Origin of the sequence: Corynebacterium stercoris, assembly GCF_024160105.1 — a bacterium.
Lineage (GTDB): Bacteria > Actinomycetota > Actinomycetes > Mycobacteriales > Mycobacteriaceae > Corynebacterium > Corynebacterium stercoris.
Genome location: NZ_JAMFTQ010000001.1, coordinates 137,200 through 152,461, shown reverse-complemented (window position 1 = coordinate 152,461; position 15,262 = coordinate 137,200). Strand labels below are relative to the sequence as shown.

The following is a 15,262-nucleotide window of genomic DNA, read 5'->3' as shown; positions in this document are numbered from 1 at the left end:
ATTCGCACTATGGCTCAGCATGCAACACCCACGCTCCGCAGGATCGCGGACATCGCCGGCGCGGACGTGGTCAACGAGCCCGGTGCAGATCTTCCCGTCGCGTCGGTGAGCCTCGATTCCTCCGCAGTTGAACCGGGCGGGCTTTTCGCCGCCCTGCCGGGCACCCGCGTACACGGCGCACGTTACGCCTTCGACTCGGCCGCCGGGGCGATCATCACTGACCACGCTGGCCTGGCAATCATCCAGGAGACTTCGGACCGCCGCCCCGTCCTCGTGGTCGAGGACGTGCGCGCCGTGCTCGGGGACATCGCCGCCAAAATTTACGGCCGCCCTTCCGAGCACATGACGCTCATCGGCGTTACCGGCACCTCCGGCAAGACCACCACGACGTACATGCTGGAGCGCGGTCTGGCCGCGGCGGGTTGCCGCGTCGGGCTGATCGGCACCACCGGCACCCGCATCAACGGCGAGCCCGTGCCCACCTCACTCACCACCCCCGAAGCGCCGACCCTCCAGGCACTGTTCGCCCGCATGCTCGCTGCCGGGGTGACGCACGTGGTCATGGAGGTCTCTTCTCACGCGCTCATGCTGGGACGCACGGGCGGCGCGCGTTTCGACGTCGCCGGCTTCACCAACTTGAGCCAGGACCACCTCGACTTCCACTCGACGATGGAGGAATACTTCGCCGCCAAGGCCCAATTCTTCGACCCGGCCTCGCCGCTCGCCGCCGCGCGCAGCGTCATCTGCGTCGACGACGAATGGGGCGTTCGCTTGACGACGATTGCGTCCGAGCCCGTGACCGTCGGCACGCGCGGCCAAGCGGATGTAGACGTGGCGGCTGAACAGCTCAGTGTGGATGCCACCGGCGCCCAAGAAGTGCAGGTGCGCATCGGCGGCGATGCGAGAACGTTCACGCTGCCGTTGCCGGGAGCCTTCAACGTAGCCAACGCGGCGCTCGCAATCGCGCTGGCCGACGCGGTGGGCGCGGATGTCGACGCCTTCATCGGCGGCCTGAGCGGCGCGACAGTGCCCGGACGCATGGAGCCCGTCGACTGCGGGCAGGACTTCGTCGCCGTCGTTGATTACGCCCACAAACCGGCTGCCGTCGCTGCTGTGCTTCAGACGCTGCGCGGCCAGGTCCCAGGACGTATCGGGGTCGCCGTGGGCGCTGGCGGCGACCGGGATGCGTCGAAACGCCCGCTCATGGGTGCGGAGGCAGCACGGCGCGCGGACCTGGTGATTGTCACCGACGACAACCCGCGCACCGAGGACCCGGCCGCGATCCGCGCGGCGGTGATCGAAGGCGCTCGCGAGGCAGCGGGTGCCGCCACTGAGGTGCGCGAGGAGGGCGACCGCGCCCGCGCCATCGACGCGCTTGTGGGGTGGGCGACACCCGGCGACGCGATCATCGTCGTCGGCAAGGGCCACGAGGTGGGTCAGATTGTCGGCGCGGAGACGCTGCACTTCGACGACAGGGAAGAGATGCGCCGCGCCCTGCGCGAGCACGGCTACGGATCAGAAACCGGCGAGGAGTAGACCATGATTTCGCTTTCGCTGCGCCAGATCGCAGACATCACCGGCGGCACGCTGAGCCCCGAAGCCGACCCTGAGGCGTTGGTGACCAGCTTCGTCGAGTTCGACTCCCGCAAGATCACCCCGGGCGGGCTTTTCGTGGCGCTGCCGGGCGCGCGCGTCGACGGCCACGATTTCGTTGCCAAGGCCGTGCAGCAGGGCGCGACCGCCGCGCTGACCACCCGCGAAGTTGGCGCGCCGGCGATCATCGTGCCGAAGCGCCCGCCCGCCCCCGGCGACAACTCCGACCTCGCAGCGAACGATCCCGACGGCTCCGCGGCCGGCGTGGTCGACGCCATGTCGCGCCTCGCCGCGCACGTGGCGCGCGAGCTGGTGGCCAGCCACGGCCTGGCCATCGCCGGCGTGACCGGCTCGGCGGGCAAGACCTCCACAAAGGACCTCATTGCCGCGGTGCTCTCAAGCGCGGGCGAGACCGTCGCGCCCCCGGGATCCTTCAATAACGAGATCGGCCACCCTTACACCGTGCTGCGCTGCAGCGAGGACACGGATTTCCTCGTTGCGGAGATGTCCGCGCGCGGCATCGGCCACGTCGCCAACCTGGCTCGCATCGCCCCGCCGAAGGTGGGTGTGGTGCTCAACGTCGGCTCCGCACACCTGGGCGAGTTCGGCTCGCGGGAGAACATCGCGCTGGCAAAGGGCGAGCTCGTTGAAGCGCTGCCCGCCGCCGACGACGGGGGAGTGGCCGTTCTCAACGCCGACGACGACCTCGTCGCCGGCATGGCGTCCCGCACCGCAGCGCGCGTGGTCACCTTCTCCGCCGACGGCAACGAGGCAGACTACTTCGCTACCGATGTCGAGCTCGACGAGCTGGCCCGCGCCACCTTCACCATGCACAGCCCGCACGGCGCGCCACAGCGCGTGCGCCTCAACGTCTTCGGCGCCCACCAGGTCTCCAACGCGCTCGCGGCGGCCGCCGTGGGCATGGAATGCTGCATGACACCGGAAGCCGTCGCCGAGGCGCTGAGCAACGCGCACTCGGTGTCCTCCCACCGCATGGACGTGAACACCCGCGCCGACGGCGTCACCGTGATCAACGACGCCTACAACGCCAACCCGGAATCCATGCGCGCCGCCATCGCCGCGCTCGGTTTCACCGCCGCCGCGCGCCCGGGTGTCCGCTCCGTCGCCGTGCTCGGCGAGATGGGGGAGTTGGGCCACGACTCGGTGCAGGCCCACGCCGCGCTCGCGGATGATCTGGCCCGCTACCGGGTCACCCACTTGGTCACCGTCGGCACCAGCGATGCGATGGCTGAGCTCGCGGAGCGCGCCCGGGAGCGCGGCATAGACACCGTGGAGGTGGGGGACGCTGAGGCGGCTGGAACGTACGTCGATAAGCTGCTTGCATCAGCTCCCCCGGGTGCGGAGGGCTGGCACACGCGCGAACACCGCGATGTTGTGCTGGTGAAAGCGTCCAACGCGTACGGGCTGTGGGTGGTGGCTGAGCAGATACTGCGCGGCCGCAAGACAATCTAGAAGAGGGTTTGGAAGAAGATAATGGTTCAGCTCATCATCGCGGGAATAGTCAGCTTCCTGGTCACCATTTTCACCACCCCGATGCTCATCCGGTACTTCCACCGGCGCGAGATGGGCCAGGAGATCCGCGAGGACGGACCGCAGTGGCACGAGAAGAAGCGCGGCACCCCGACGATGGGCGGCCTGGCTATCCTCCTCGGCATCACGCTCGGCTACGTCGTGAGCGCGCTCGTCGCCATCGCCGGCGGCCACGCAGGTTTCACCGCCTCCGGCTTGATCGTGCTCTTCCTCACCCTTTCGCTCGGCTTGGTGGGCTTCGCGGACGACGGCATCAAGCTCTTCCTCAAGCGCAACCTCGGCCTGAACAAGACGGCCAAGCTCGTCGCGCAGCTGGCGATCGCCATGATCTTCGGCTTCCTGATCACCCGCTTCCCCAACGCGAACGGGCTCACCCCCGGCTCGACGTTTCTGAGCTTCACCCGCGACATCGAGACCATCAACATCGCGGTCGGCGGCGGGATCGTCGGCATGATCCTCTTCCTCATTTTCATCTACCTGCTGCTCGCCGCATGGTCGAACGCGGTGAACCTCACCGACGGCCTCGACGGCCTCGCCGCCGGCAGCACCGCGCTGGTGATGATGTCCTACACCTTCATCACCTTCTGGCAGTTCCGGAATTCCTGCGAGGTGGGCGCCGCGCCGGGCTGCTACTCCGTGCGCGACCCGCTCGAGCTCGCCGTACTCGCCGCCTCCGGCTTCGGCGCCTGCATGGGCTTCCTCTGGTGGAATGCGGCACCGGCGAAGATCTTCATGGGCGACACCGGCTCGCTCGCCCTCGGCGGCCTCGTCGCGGGCCTGTCCGTCTGCTCCCGCACGGAGCTGTTGATGGTGATCATCGGCGCGCTCTTCGTCATCGAGGCCGCCTCCGTGGTCATCCAGGTCGCCTCCTTCAAGACAACCGGCAAGCGCGTGTTCAAGATGGCCCCCTTCCACCACCACTTCGAGCGCAGCGGCTGGCCGGAGACCACGGTGGTGATCCGCTTCTGGCTCATCGCAGGCATGGCCTGCGCGTTCGGCCTCGCCGCGTTCTACGGTGAGTGGCTCGGCCAGATCGGCACCCAGCTGTGAGCCCGCGCATTCCCGACGTCTTCTCCCGCGGCGTGATCGTCGCGGGCGCGGGCGTGTCCGGCACCGGCATGGCCAAGCTGTTCACGCAGATCGGCGTGCCCGTCATCCTCGCCGACGACAACGAGTCCGGCCGCGAACGCGCCACCGCCGCAACTGGTGTCGAGGCGGTGTCTACTGCCACCGCCCGCGAGCGTTTCAGCGAGGTGGGCGCCGTGGTGACGTCCCCGGGTTGGCGCCCAGATTCGCCCTTGCTTTCCGACGCCGCTTTGCACGGCCTCGAGGTCCTCGGCGACGTGGAGGCCTGCTACCGCCTGGACCGCGCCGGCGTTTTCGGCGACCCGCGCGACTGGCTGGTGGTCACCGGCACCAACGGCAAGACCACCACCACCGGCATGCTCGCCGCGATGATGGCGGAGCTCGGCGCCGACACAGGGAAGCGCGCCCAGGCCTGCGGCAACATCGGCCTCGCTGTTGCGGACGCACTGACGGCCGAGCCTCGCGTAGACGTGCTGGTGGCGGAGCTCTCTAGCTTCCAGCTCTACTGGTCCTCCGAGCTCACCCCGGATGCCGGCGTGCTGCTCAACCTCGCCGACGACCACATCGACTGGCACGGCTCCTTCGACCACTACGCCGCGGCGAAGGCCCGCGTGCTCACCGCGGGCCATGCCGTGGCCGGCATCGACGACGCACACGTGCGCGCACTCGTCGCCGCGACCGGTCGCGAGGACGTCGTCGGGTTCACGCTCGGCACCCCCGCGGACGGCGACGTCGGCCTGGAGGGCGGCCGCCTCGTCTCCCGCATCGGCGGGGAAGCACTCGATTTGGCCTCGGCCGACGGCATCGAGCCCGCCGGCGCCGCCGGCATCCTCGACGCGCTCGCCGCGGCCGCAGTGGCGCTCACCCAGGGCGCGCAGCCCAAGCACATCCAGGCGGCGCTCGACGCCTACCGCGTCGAGGGGCACCGCGGCGCTGTCGTGCATTCCGCCGGCGGCGTCGACTGGGTGGACAACTCGAAGGCCACCAACCCCCATGCCGCCGATTCCGCCCTCACCGGCGCGGGCACCGTCGTGTGGGTGGCCGGCGGCCAGCTCAAGGGTGCGGCGGTGGACGAGCTCATCGCGGCCCACGCACACCAGTTCCGCGCCGTGGCGCTGCTCGGCGTCGACCGCGAAATCCTCCGCGAGGCCGTCGCACGCCTGGCGCCCGGCGTGCCCGTCTACGTGGCCGACTCGACCGACCCCGTCGCGGCGATGGACGACGTCTGCGCGTTCGCAGCCGCCCACGCCCAGCCCGGGGACACCGTGCTGCTCGCGCCCGCCGCCGCGAGCCTGGATATGTATTCCGGAATGTCGGCGCGTGGCGACGAGTTTGCGGCCGCCGCAATGAGACACTGCTAGGGAGTAACCTCTACTAGAGCTTTACCCTCCGAGCGAAAGGTCACCTATGACGGTCCGTGAGTCCCGCAAGGCAACACGCGCCACATCCGCACCATCGCGCCCGGTCCGTCCCCCGGAATCGGGCATCGCTCGGGCGACCCGCAAGCTGCACGCCGCCATGGAGGCGCGCCCGCAGCTGGACTACACGATGATCCGCACCATCGTGCTCATCCTCGCCGGCCTCGGCGTGGTCATGGTGATGAGCTCCTCGATGGCGACATCCTTCGCCGTCTCTTCCTCCGTGTGGTCCCAGGCGCTGCGCCAGACCGTCATGGTCGCCGTCGGCCTCTTCGCTTTTTGGGTCGCGCTGAAGACACCGCCCGAGCAGCTGCGCCGCTTCTCAGGTCTCATCATGATCCTCTCCGTGCTGCTGCTCATCGCCGTGCTCATTCCGGGCATCGGCACAGGTAAAGAAGAGGTGGGCTCGCAGTCCTGGATCGTCGTCGGCCCGCTGCGCCTCCAGCCCTCCGAGGTGGCCCGCGTCGCCATCGCCATCTGGGGCGCGCAGGTGCTCGCCGGCCGCGATCCGAAGCGCCTCTTCACCGCCAACAACGGGTTCCCGCTCTTCCTCACCGTCGCGGCGATCTGCATCGCGCTCATCGCCATGCAGGGCGACCTCGGCATGGCCGTGTCCTTCTCTATCGTCGTCGCGTTCATCCTGCTCTTCGCCGGCGTCTCGCTGCGCGCCATCGGCCTCGCCGCGTTCGGCGGCGCGCTGGTGATGCTCTTCGAGTTCCTCTCCGGCGGCTTCCGCTCGAACCGCTTCCACGTCTACTTCGACGCGCTTTTCGGCAAGTTCGAGGACACCCGCGGCGTCGCGTTCCAGTCCCACCAGGGCTTCCTTTCGCTTGCCGACGGCTCCTTGTTCGGCGTCGGCCTCGGCCAGTCCCGCGCCAAGTGGTTCTACCTCCCGGAAGCCCGCAACGACTTCATCTTCGCCGTCATCGGTGAGGAGCTCGGCCTGTGGGGCGGCGCGCTGGTGATCATCCTCTTCGCCCTGCTCGGCTACTTCGGCCTCCGCACCGCCCGCCGCGCGCAGAACCAGTTCCAGTCGCTGATGGCAGCGGCGCTGACCGCCGGCGTGGTCTCCCAGGCGTTCATCAACATCGGCTACGTCGTCGGCTTGCTGCCGGTGACCGGCATCCAGCTGCCGATGCTGTCCGCCGGCGGCACCTCCGCCATCATCACCCTGGCCGGCATGGGCGTGCTCGCCTCCGTCGCCCGCCACGAGCCGGACGCCATCTCCTCCATGCAGAACCACGGCCGCCCCGCCTTCGACCGCATGCTCGGCATCGGCGAGCCGAAGACCCCGGCGCAGACCCGCGCCCGCCGCGACGCAGCCGCCGCAGCCCCTTCACGCGCCCCGCGCCCGCCGCGCCGCTCCCAGCCCCGCAACACCAAGGACCGCGAGGCGCGCTACGGCACGCCGGTGACGGCCACGAAGCGGGCGTCGGCAAGCGGAAGCCCCAGCCGAGTCCAGCGCGCCCCGCGTTACGATGGCGGGCGACGCACCACCCCGAGCGACATGCGTCGCGCGGGCTAGAAGCTAGAACTTGTAACTAAGGGGCGAGAAGACGTATGACCCGACAGCCGCTGAACGTTGTTGTCGCAGGTGGCGGCACCGCTGGCCACATTGAACCCGCGCTGGCAGTGGGGGAGGTGCTGCGCGATGCGCACGGCGCGAACGTCGTGGCGCTCGGCACCGAGCGGGGCCTGGAAACTTCGATCGTGCCCGCCCGCGGCTTCGAGCTCAAGCTCATCGATCCGGTACCGATCCCGCGCGGCAAGCCGCTGAAGCTGCTCACCGTGCCCGGCAAACTTGCCAAGAGCGTGAACCAGACGCGCAAGGTGCTCAAAGAGACCGGCGCGCAGGCCGTGTTCGGCACCGGCGGCTATGTCGCGGCCTCGGCGTACCTTGCGGCGGCCTCCCTGCGGATCCCGTTCTTCGTGCTGGAGACGAACGCTCTGGCTGGCATGGCCAACAAGCTGGGCGAGCGCCTCGGCGGGGTGGGACTGAACGCGGTGACCGGCTCCGGCATGGCGGGCGATGTGGTGGGCATCCCCGTGCGCCCCGGTGTCGGCGTCGACCCGGACGGCGCGAAGGCCACCCGCGGCTACAAGTGCTGGAACCTCGACCCGGAGCGCAAGACGCTGCTGGTCACCGGCGGTTCCCAGGGCGCGGTGCGGATCAATGAGGCGCTGGCCGGTGCCGTCGAGACGCTCACGGCCCAGGGCTTCCAAATCCTGCACGCCTACGGCCGCAAGAACGACGCGCCGCCGGCGCACGAGCACTACACCGCGCTGCCGTACATCGACGACATGGAGGCCGCGCTCGCGGTCGCGGATATGGTGGTGTGCCGCTCGGGTGCCATGACGGTCGCGGAGAACTCGGCCGCCGGCGTGCCCGCCATCTACGTCCCGCTCCCGCACGGCAACGGCGAACAGGGGCTGAACTCGGCGCACCTCGTCTCGGCCGGGGCCGCAGTGCGTATCGACGACAGCGAGCTCACCCCCGAGACCCTCTCCGCGGCGGTCACCGAAATTCTCGGCGACGACGACCGCCTGCGCGGCATGCGCGAGGCCCTCGCCGCCTCCGGCGCGGGAGACGTGGCGGAGCAGATTGCTCAGCGCATTGTGGAAGCCGCCGCGGCGGCGGGAAGGTAATCCATGACCAACTTCGACCTTTCGCGCGTCCACCTCATCGGCATCGGCGGCGCCGGCATGTCCGGCATCGCCCACATTCTTCTCGACCGCGGCGCGGTGGTGACCGGCTCCGACGTGAAGGATTCCCGCCCGGTGCGCACGCTGCGCAGCCAGGGCGCGACCATCGCGGTCGGCCACGCCCCGGAGAATCTGGAGCTGGCCGGCGACCTGCCGACTGTCGTGGTCACCAGCTTCGCCGCGATCCCCAAGGACAACCCTGAGTTGGTCCGCGCGGCGGAGGAGGGCATCCCGGTGCTGCGCCGCTCCGACCTGCTCGCCGAGCTGATGGACGGCTACACCCAGGTCCTCCTCGCCGGCACCCACGGCAAGACTTCGACCACGTCGATGTCCGTGGTGGCCCTGCAGGCGGCCGGCGCGGACCCGAGCTTCGCCATCGGCGGCCAGCTCAACCGCGCCGGCACGAACGCACACCACGGCACGGGCGAGGTCTTCGTCGCCGAGGCCGACGAGTCCGACGCCTCACTGTTGCGGTACGCCCCCGATGTCGCCGTGATCACCAACATCGAGCCGGACCACCTCGACTTCTTCGGTACCGCAGAGGCATACTTCCAGGTCTTCGACGATTTCGCCGGCCGCGTCACCGAGCACGGCCACCTCGTGGTGTGCCTCGACGACGACCACGCCGCCGCGTGCGGCCGACGGGCACTCGAGCGCGGCATCGCGGTATTGGGCTACGGCACGGCGGAAGCGGCCGCGGCGAACCCAGACATTCCCGCTGGTGCCGTGATTACGCAGGAGCGCCTCGATGGCGCGAACGTCGCCGTGAGCGTGCAGCTGCACACCGGCGACACGGTGGATTACTCGCTGGCCGTGCCGGGCCGCCACATGGTGCTCAACTCCGCCGCCGCGCTCCTCGCAGGCACACTCGTCGGCGCCGCGCCTGCCGAGCTCGCCGCGGGCCTGAGCGACTTCACCGGCGTGCGCCGCCGCTTCGAGCTCAAGGGCGAACTCACCGCGGGCCCCTACGCAGGCGCGCGGGTCTACGACGATTACGCCCACCACCCGACCGAGGTCGCCGCCGTGCTCGCCGCCGCCCGCGACAAGGTGGCCGCCGAGGGCGCCGGCGCCCGCGTGGTGGTCTGCTTCCAGCCGCACCTCTATTCCCGCACCCAGGAGTTCGCGGCGGAATTCGCCGACGCGCTCTCGCTTGCCGACGCCTGCGTTGTCCTCGACATCTTCGGCGCCCGCGAAGCCCCCGTGGAGGGCGTGACCTCGCGCGTCATCACCGACCGCATCGCAGCTGGCACCGAGGTGCGCTACGAGCCGAACTTCTCCGCCGCCCCTCGCACCGTCGCCGCGCTCACCCGCCCCGGCGACCTCGTGTTCACCATGGGCGCGGGCAACGTCACCCTGCTTGCCGACGAGATCCTGGCCGCCCTCGCCGCCGAAACGGACGTGTAAGCCGTGTCCACCGTCATCACCCCGCCGCCGGAGCCCGAGCAGCCTGCGCAGCAGGCTGCGCCCGAGGCGCCCGCCGAGCGCCCGGGGCGCCGCCGCACCGTGTACTCGCTCATCGCGGCCGCCGGCGTGCTCGCAGCGCTTGCGGCAGCCGCGCCGTTCACCCCGGTGATGCCGGTGCGCGGGATTACCGTCGAAGGCAACAACGTGCTGGCTGCGGACCATGTGCAGGCGCTCACCGGCATTGAGCCGGAGACCCCGATGGGCCGAGTCAACGTGAGCGACGCCGCGCACCGGGTCGCTTCGGACCCGTGGGTGAAAACGGTGACGGTGTCGCGCGACTGGCCGAGCGCCATCAAGGTCGACATCCAGGAGCACCGAGCGGTGGCTTTCATCGTGGAATCCGAGGGCGCGCACCTCATCGACAGCGAGGGCAAGGACTTCTTAGTTGCGGACCCGCCGCCGGGCACGATCGAGATCGTCGGCACGCACGCGGGCGACGAGGCGGGTTTGGCTCGTGCGGTGGACATCGCTTCGTCGATAAGCGACCGCTCCCGAGGGCAGATCGCCGCGATCGAAGCGGGCACCTACGACCACGTGCTGCGCACCGTCGACGGGCGCACCGTGCACTGGGGCGCGTCGGAGGATAACGCGAACAAGGCGCTGGCGCTGGAAACGGTGCTCCAGATGGAGGGCCAAGAATTCAACATCGCTAACCCCCAATTGGTCACGAGCCGCTAAAAGCCCAGGTCACAACCCTAAAGTCGAGGTTGAGGGTTGTGACACGCCGACCGAAAGCACCGATTTTCCCGCCGCGTCCTTAAAGATGGGGGCAATCCCTTCACCCGTCTCCTTAGAACCGAAAGGCGAGATCCACCTCATGACCTCTCCCGCTAACTACCTCGCCATGATCCGCGTCGTCGGTGTCGGCGGCGGCGGCGTCAACGCCGTCAACCGCATGATCGAGGAGGGCCTCAAGGGCGTCGAGTTCGTCGCCATCAACACCGACTCCCAGGCGCTGCTGTTCACCGACGCAGACACCAAGCTGGACATCGGCCGCGAGGCCACCCGCGGCCTGGGTGCCGGCGCGAACCCGGAGGTGGGCCGCACCAGCGCTGAGGACCACAAGCAGGAGATCGAGGAATCGCTGAAGGGCTCCGACATGGTCTTCGTCACCGCCGGCGAGGGCGGCGGCACCGGCACGGGCGCGGCTCCGGTCGTGGCCGGCATCGCGAAAAAGATGGGCGCGCTGACCATCGGTGTGGTGACCCGCCCCTTCACCTTCGAAGGTAAGCGCCGCACCCGCCAGGCGCTCGAGGGCATCGAGAACCTCAAGGAAGTCTGCGACACCGTCATCGTCATCCCGAACGACCGCCTCCTGCAGCTGGGCGACGCTGAGCTGTCCATGATGGACGCGTTCCGCGCGGCGGATGAGGTGCTCTTCAACGGTGTCCAGGGCATCACCAACCTGATCACCATCCCGGGCATGATCAACGTTGACTTCGCGGACGTCCGCTCCGTCATGGCGGATGCCGGCTCCGCGCTCATGGGCGTCGGTTCCGCACGCGGCGAGAACCGCGTCATGACGGCCACTGAGCAGGCCATCAACTCCCCGCTGCTCGAGTCCACCATGGAGGGCGCGAAGGGCGTGCTCCTCTCCATCGCCGGCGGTTCCGACCTGGGCCTCCAGGAAGTCCACGCTGCCGCCTCCATCGTCGAGGAAAAGGCCGACGACGACGCCAACATCATCTTCGGCACCATCATCGACGACAACCTGGGCGACGAGGTTCGCGTGACCATCATCGCCACCGGCTTCGACGAGCAGGCGAACAAGCTGCCCGAGCCCTCCGCCACCGGCGAGACCCCGGCCGGCTCCACCTCCATCCAGGTCGAGCAGGCTCCGGCCTCCGAGACTGCAACCCCGGCCCCGGCGCGCGGTTCGCTTTTCGACGATCGTTCCTCCGACCGCGACCGCTTCAGCGACGACTACCAGGCCCGCCACCGCTACGAGCCGCAGCGCGGCGGCCTGTTCACCAGCGACGAGCGCCGCGATGACCGCCGCGGCGGCCACGACGACGACTTCGACGTCGACGTTCCGGATTTCCTGCGCTAATGACCGACACATCCACACGCCCCGTCCGCATGGCGTTCACCACCCGTGCGGGCGGGGCGTCCGCGTCCCCGTACGACTCCTTCAACCTGGGCGACCACGTCGGCGACAACCCCGAGCACGTCGCGGCGAACCGCGCCCGCCTCGCCCGCGTCCTGGGCCTCGACCCGGCGCAGTTCGTGTGGATGGAGCAGCTGCACACCAACACCGTCACCGTCGTCGACGGACCGCAGGCGGAGCCGGTGGAAGCGACCGACGCGGTGGTGACCACCCAGGTCGGTCTCGCGCTCACCGTCCTCGTCGCCGACTGTGTGCCGGTGCTCCTGGCGGACCACTCCGCCGGGGTCATCGCCGCCGCCCACGCCGGCCGTCTCGGCGCGCGCAACGGCATCGTGCGACGCACCGTCGAGACCATGCGGGAGCTTGGCGCATCTCCCGCGAACATCCAGGTGCTCCTCGGGCCGGCGGCAGCCGGAGCATCCTATGAAGTGCCTGCGGAGATGGCTGCTGACGTCGAAAAGCACCTGCCCGGATCGCGCACCCGCACCGCGAAGGGCACCACCGGCCTGGATATCCGCGCCGGGCTCGTGCGGCAGCTGCTGTCGCTGGGCGTGACGCATGTCGAGGCGGACCCGCGCGACACCATCACGGACACCGACTTTTTCTCGTACCGCCGCGAGGGCACCACCGGACGCCAGGCGGGCGTGATCTGGCTGACGGGGGCGTAAGAGATGACCGTAGATACCGCGCAGCTCGCCGCGAACCTCGACGCCGTTCGCGCACGCATCCGCGCCGCCGAGCGCGCCGCCGGACGCCCGGCAGGCAGCGTGACGCTGCTGCCAGTGAGCAAGTTCCACCCTGTCGAGGCCATTGCGGCAGTGGCTGAGCTGGGCATCGAGTTGGTGGGGGAGAACCGCGAGCAGGAAGCGCGCGACAAGGTGCAGGCGTTGACCGAGCTGGGTGCTCCCTGCGGCATCGCCATGATCGGGCAGATCCAGTCGAAGAAGGCGAATGCCGTGGCGCGCTGGGCCCGCGAGGTCCACTCCCTGGACAGCGTGAAGCTAGCGAACGGCCTGGACCGCGGCATGGCGCTCGCGCTCGAACGGGGCGATCGCCCGGAAGCGTCGCGCGTCCTGCCGTGCCTGATCCAAATTTCCGCCGACGGCGACACCTCGCGCGGGGGCACCCCCGAGGAGGACGTGCCCGAGCTCGTCGACACCGTGGAGGCTGCCGAGCACCTCGCGCTCGCCGGCTTCATGGTGGTCCCGCCCCTCGACGCGGATCCGCGCGCGGTGTTCGAGAACGTTCGCTCGCTTACCGACGATTACTCCCAGCGCCTCGGCCGGCAGCTGGCGTTCTCGGCGGGCATGTCGGGCGACTTCGAGGACGCGATTTTGTGTGGTTCCGACATCGTGCGTGTCGGAACCGCAGTGTTCGGCCCCCGCCCCGTAATCTGAGCAAAACCCCAGTACAACCGGCATATCTAAGCCTCAAGTAGAGCTTCAAGGAGCGACCCTCATGTCCTTTATCGGCAGCGCCAAGGAATTCTTCGGTTTCGGCCCGTACGAAGCAGCGGATGACACCTACTACGACGACCAGCAGTACCGCGAGCCGCGCGAGACCGAGCACGCCCCGCGCACCCGCGAGGTGCACCGCGAGCCGCGTTCCTACACCCCGGAGATCGTCTCCACCGCACCGCGCTCCTACAACGACGCAAAGGACATCGGAGAGCCGTTCCGCGACGGCGACGCTGTCATCATGGACTTGACCGACCTGGATGCAGCCGATGCAAAGCGCGTGGTCGACTTCGCCGCGGGTCTGTGCTTCGCCTTGCGCGGCAGCATGCAGAACCTGACCAAAAACTCGGGTTCCCGCCGCCGCGTGTTCGCTATCATCCCGGAGAACGCGCGCATCACCACCTCCGAGCTGAAGCACGCGGCACGCCTGGACTAGGCCATCCGCTAGCCTGTCCCCGTGGCATATTTCGGAGCAACTCTCTACGCCCTCGTCGGCCTGTACATGCTCGTGGTGATCATCCGCATCATCATCGAGATGATCCAGTCCTTCTCCAAGCGGTTCGAGCCGCCGCACTGGTTCATCATGGCCGCCGAGCCGATGTTCGTGGTCACCGATCCGCCGGTGAAGGCCCTGCGGCGCCTCATTCCGCCGCTGCGTCTCGGCGGCGGCGTGGGCCTCGACGTGAGCGTCATCGTCCTGTTTTTCGGCCTCGCAATTGTTCAGGCGCTGATTCAGGGCCTGCTCATTCGCCCCGCCCTGGGTGTCTAAAGTTCAACGTGCGGTCTACGGTGAGGGTATAACTGTTAGAAAGTGCAAGACATGTATCGAAGGGAACGCCAATGCCGCTGACACCAGCAGACGTGCACAATGTCGCTTTCAGCAAGCCACCGATTGGTAAGCGGGGCTACAACGAGGATGAGGTCGACCAGTTCCTCGACCTCGTCGAAGACACGCTTGCTCAGCTGCAGGACGAGAACGACGACCTGCGTGCGCGCGTAGAGGAGCTCAACGCCGCCGGCACCAAGCCGGCTGCAGCCCCGGCGCCGGCCGCTGGCGGTTCCAACGTCGACGAGGCTGCGATTCGCCGCTCCGTCGAGGAGCAGCTCCGCAAGGACTACGAGGAGCGCCTGGCGAAGGCGAAGCAGGCGCAGGAGCAGGCCCAGTCCGAGCTCGCTGCTGCTAAGGACGAGGCGAAGAAGGCTCGCCAGCAGGCGGATGAGGCTGTGCGCAATGCCGACAAGCGCGTCGCCGAGGCCAAGAAGGCCGCTTCGGCACCGGCGGCCCAACCGGCCGCCGCGAAGGCTGCCCCGTCCGGTGCCGCGAATGCGGACACCCACGTCCAGGCCGCCAAGGTGCTCGGCCTCGCGCAGGAGATGGCGGAGCGCCTGACTTCCGACGCACAGGCGGAGGCCCAGACCATGCTCGAGGAGGCCCGCACCGCCGCCGAGCGCCAGCTGGGTGACGCTGAGACCACCGCCAAGAAGCAGCTGGCAGACGCGCAGCGCAAGGCAGAGGAGACCACCACCAACGCCGAGCAGCGCGCGGGCAAGCTGGTCTCTGACGCTGAGCAGCGCGCCACCCAGCTGGTCTCCGACGCGGAGAAGAAGGCTGAGGAGACCACCTCCGAGGCGAACTCCCGCTCCGAGGCGCAGATTCGCCAGGCGGAGGAGCAGGCGAAGCAGCTCCAGGCTGAGGCCGAGCGCAAGCACACCGAGATCATGAACACGGTGAAGCAGCAGCAGACCGCCCTGGAGAACCGCATTGCGGAGCTGCGCACCTTCGAGCGCGAGTACCGCACCCGCCTGAAGACGCTGCTGACCTCCCAGCTCGAAGAGCTGGAGTCCCGCGGCAGCTTCGCTCCCAACGGCGAAAAGTAATACCG

The 15,262-nt window shown here is 69.0% G+C and carries 14 protein-coding genes; all 14 read left to right on the top strand.

Features of this window, described 5'->3' with window-relative positions; genetic code table 11:
• Positions 1-9 precede the first annotated feature (9 nt).
• Positions 10-1,536: a UDP-N-acetylmuramoyl-L-alanyl-D-glutamate--2,6-diaminopimelate ligase gene (locus M5J20_RS00700; protein ID WP_253575403.1), complete on the top strand. Its 1,527-nt coding sequence runs from the start codon at positions 10-12 to the stop codon at positions 1,534-1,536.
• A 3-nt stretch (positions 1,537-1,539) separates the two neighbouring features.
• Positions 1,540-3,066 (top strand): UDP-N-acetylmuramoyl-tripeptide--D-alanyl-D-alanine ligase, encoded by a 1,527-nt coding sequence (locus tag M5J20_RS00695; RefSeq protein ID WP_253575401.1) that lies wholly within the window; start codon positions 1,540-1,542, stop codon positions 3,064-3,066.
• Positions 3,067-3,087: 21 nt separating this feature from the next.
• A complete protein-coding gene (mraY, locus tag M5J20_RS00690) occupies positions 3,088-4,194 on the top strand; it encodes a phospho-N-acetylmuramoyl-pentapeptide-transferase (protein WP_253575400.1) in 1,107 nt (368 codons plus the stop codon).
• Entirely contained in the window at positions 4,191-5,591 is a 1,401-nt protein-coding gene (gene murD / locus M5J20_RS00685; RefSeq protein ID WP_367614827.1) for a UDP-N-acetylmuramoyl-L-alanine--D-glutamate ligase, read from the top strand. The genes mraY and murD overlap by 4 nt, the downstream gene beginning before the upstream one ends.
• A 46-nt stretch (positions 5,592-5,637) precedes the next feature.
• Positions 5,638-7,173 carry an FtsW/RodA/SpoVE family cell cycle protein gene (locus M5J20_RS00680; RefSeq protein WP_253575398.1) on the top strand — a complete coding sequence of 512 codons (1,536 nt, stop codon included), beginning with the start codon at positions 5,638-5,640 and terminating at the stop codon, positions 7,171-7,173.
• Between the two features lie 35 nt (positions 7,174-7,208).
• Positions 7,209-8,294 (top strand): UDP-N-acetylglucosamine--N-acetylmuramyl-(pentapeptide) pyrophosphoryl-undecaprenol N-acetylglucosamine transferase, encoded by a 1,086-nt coding sequence (locus M5J20_RS00675; protein WP_253575396.1) that lies wholly within the window; start codon positions 7,209-7,211, stop codon positions 8,292-8,294.
• A 3-nt stretch (positions 8,295-8,297) separates the two neighbouring features.
• Complete coding sequence (murC, locus tag M5J20_RS00670; RefSeq protein WP_253575394.1) at positions 8,298-9,755, top strand: UDP-N-acetylmuramate--L-alanine ligase; 1,458 nt, start codon at positions 8,298-8,300, stop codon at positions 9,753-9,755.
• Positions 9,756-9,758: 3 nt separating this feature from the next.
• Entirely contained in the window at positions 9,759-10,493 is a 735-nt protein-coding gene (locus M5J20_RS00665; RefSeq protein ID WP_253575392.1) for a cell division protein FtsQ/DivIB, read from the top strand.
• Between the two features lie 139 nt (positions 10,494-10,632).
• Positions 10,633-11,865 carry a cell division protein FtsZ gene (gene ftsZ / locus M5J20_RS00660; RefSeq protein ID WP_253575390.1) on the top strand — a complete coding sequence of 411 codons (1,233 nt, stop codon included), beginning with the start codon at positions 10,633-10,635 and terminating at the stop codon, positions 11,863-11,865.
• Entirely contained in the window at positions 11,865-12,590 is a 726-nt protein-coding gene (pgeF, locus tag M5J20_RS00655) for a peptidoglycan editing factor PgeF (protein ID WP_253575388.1), read from the top strand. Before ftsZ ends, pgeF begins: the two co-directional genes overlap by 1 nt.
• 3 nt (positions 12,591-12,593) lie before the next feature.
• Complete coding sequence (locus tag M5J20_RS00650; RefSeq protein WP_253575386.1) at positions 12,594-13,319, top strand: YggS family pyridoxal phosphate-dependent enzyme; 726 nt, start codon at positions 12,594-12,596, stop codon at positions 13,317-13,319.
• A gap of 61 nt (positions 13,320-13,380) precedes the next feature.
• Positions 13,381-13,815, top strand: a complete 435-nt coding sequence (locus tag M5J20_RS00645; protein ID WP_253575385.1) for a cell division protein SepF — start codon at positions 13,381-13,383, stop codon at positions 13,813-13,815.
• 21 nt (positions 13,816-13,836) lie between these two features.
• Positions 13,837-14,148, top strand: a complete 312-nt coding sequence (locus tag M5J20_RS00640; protein WP_253575383.1) for a YggT family protein — start codon at positions 13,837-13,839, stop codon at positions 14,146-14,148.
• Positions 14,149-14,219: 71 nt separating this feature from the next.
• Positions 14,220-15,257: a DivIVA domain-containing protein gene (locus M5J20_RS00635; protein WP_253575381.1), complete on the top strand. Its 1,038-nt coding sequence runs from the start codon at positions 14,220-14,222 to the stop codon at positions 15,255-15,257.
• Positions 15,258-15,262: the final 5 nt, after the last annotated feature.

Bases quoted from the DNA above. Each gene is read 5' to 3' on its own strand.
- M5J20_RS00680 (WP_253575398.1), top strand. From the start codon at position 5,638: ATGACGGTCCGTGAGTCCCGCAAGGCAACACGCGCCACATCCGCACCA.
- M5J20_RS00650 (WP_253575386.1), top strand. From the start codon at position 12,594: ATGACCGTAGATACCGCGCAGCTCGCCGCGAACCTCGACGCCGTTCGC.
- M5J20_RS00695 (WP_253575401.1), top strand. From the start codon at position 1,540: ATGATTTCGCTTTCGCTGCGCCAGATCGCAGACATCACCGGCGGCACG.
- ftsZ (WP_253575390.1), top strand. From the start codon at position 10,633: ATGACCTCTCCCGCTAACTACCTCGCCATGATCCGCGTCGTCGGTGTC.
- M5J20_RS00645 (WP_253575385.1), top strand. From the start codon at position 13,381: ATGTCCTTTATCGGCAGCGCCAAGGAATTCTTCGGTTTCGGCCCGTAC.
- M5J20_RS00700 (WP_253575403.1), top strand. From the start codon at position 10: ATGGCTCAGCATGCAACACCCACGCTCCGCAGGATCGCGGACATCGCC.
- M5J20_RS00635 (WP_253575381.1), top strand. From the start codon at position 14,220: ATGCCGCTGACACCAGCAGACGTGCACAATGTCGCTTTCAGCAAGCCA.
- M5J20_RS00675 (WP_253575396.1), top strand. From the start codon at position 7,209: ATGACCCGACAGCCGCTGAACGTTGTTGTCGCAGGTGGCGGCACCGCT.
- murC (WP_253575394.1), top strand. From the start codon at position 8,298: ATGACCAACTTCGACCTTTCGCGCGTCCACCTCATCGGCATCGGCGGC.
- mraY (WP_253575400.1), top strand. From the start codon at position 3,088: ATGGTTCAGCTCATCATCGCGGGAATAGTCAGCTTCCTGGTCACCATT.
- pgeF (WP_253575388.1), top strand. From the start codon at position 11,865: ATGACCGACACATCCACACGCCCCGTCCGCATGGCGTTCACCACCCGT.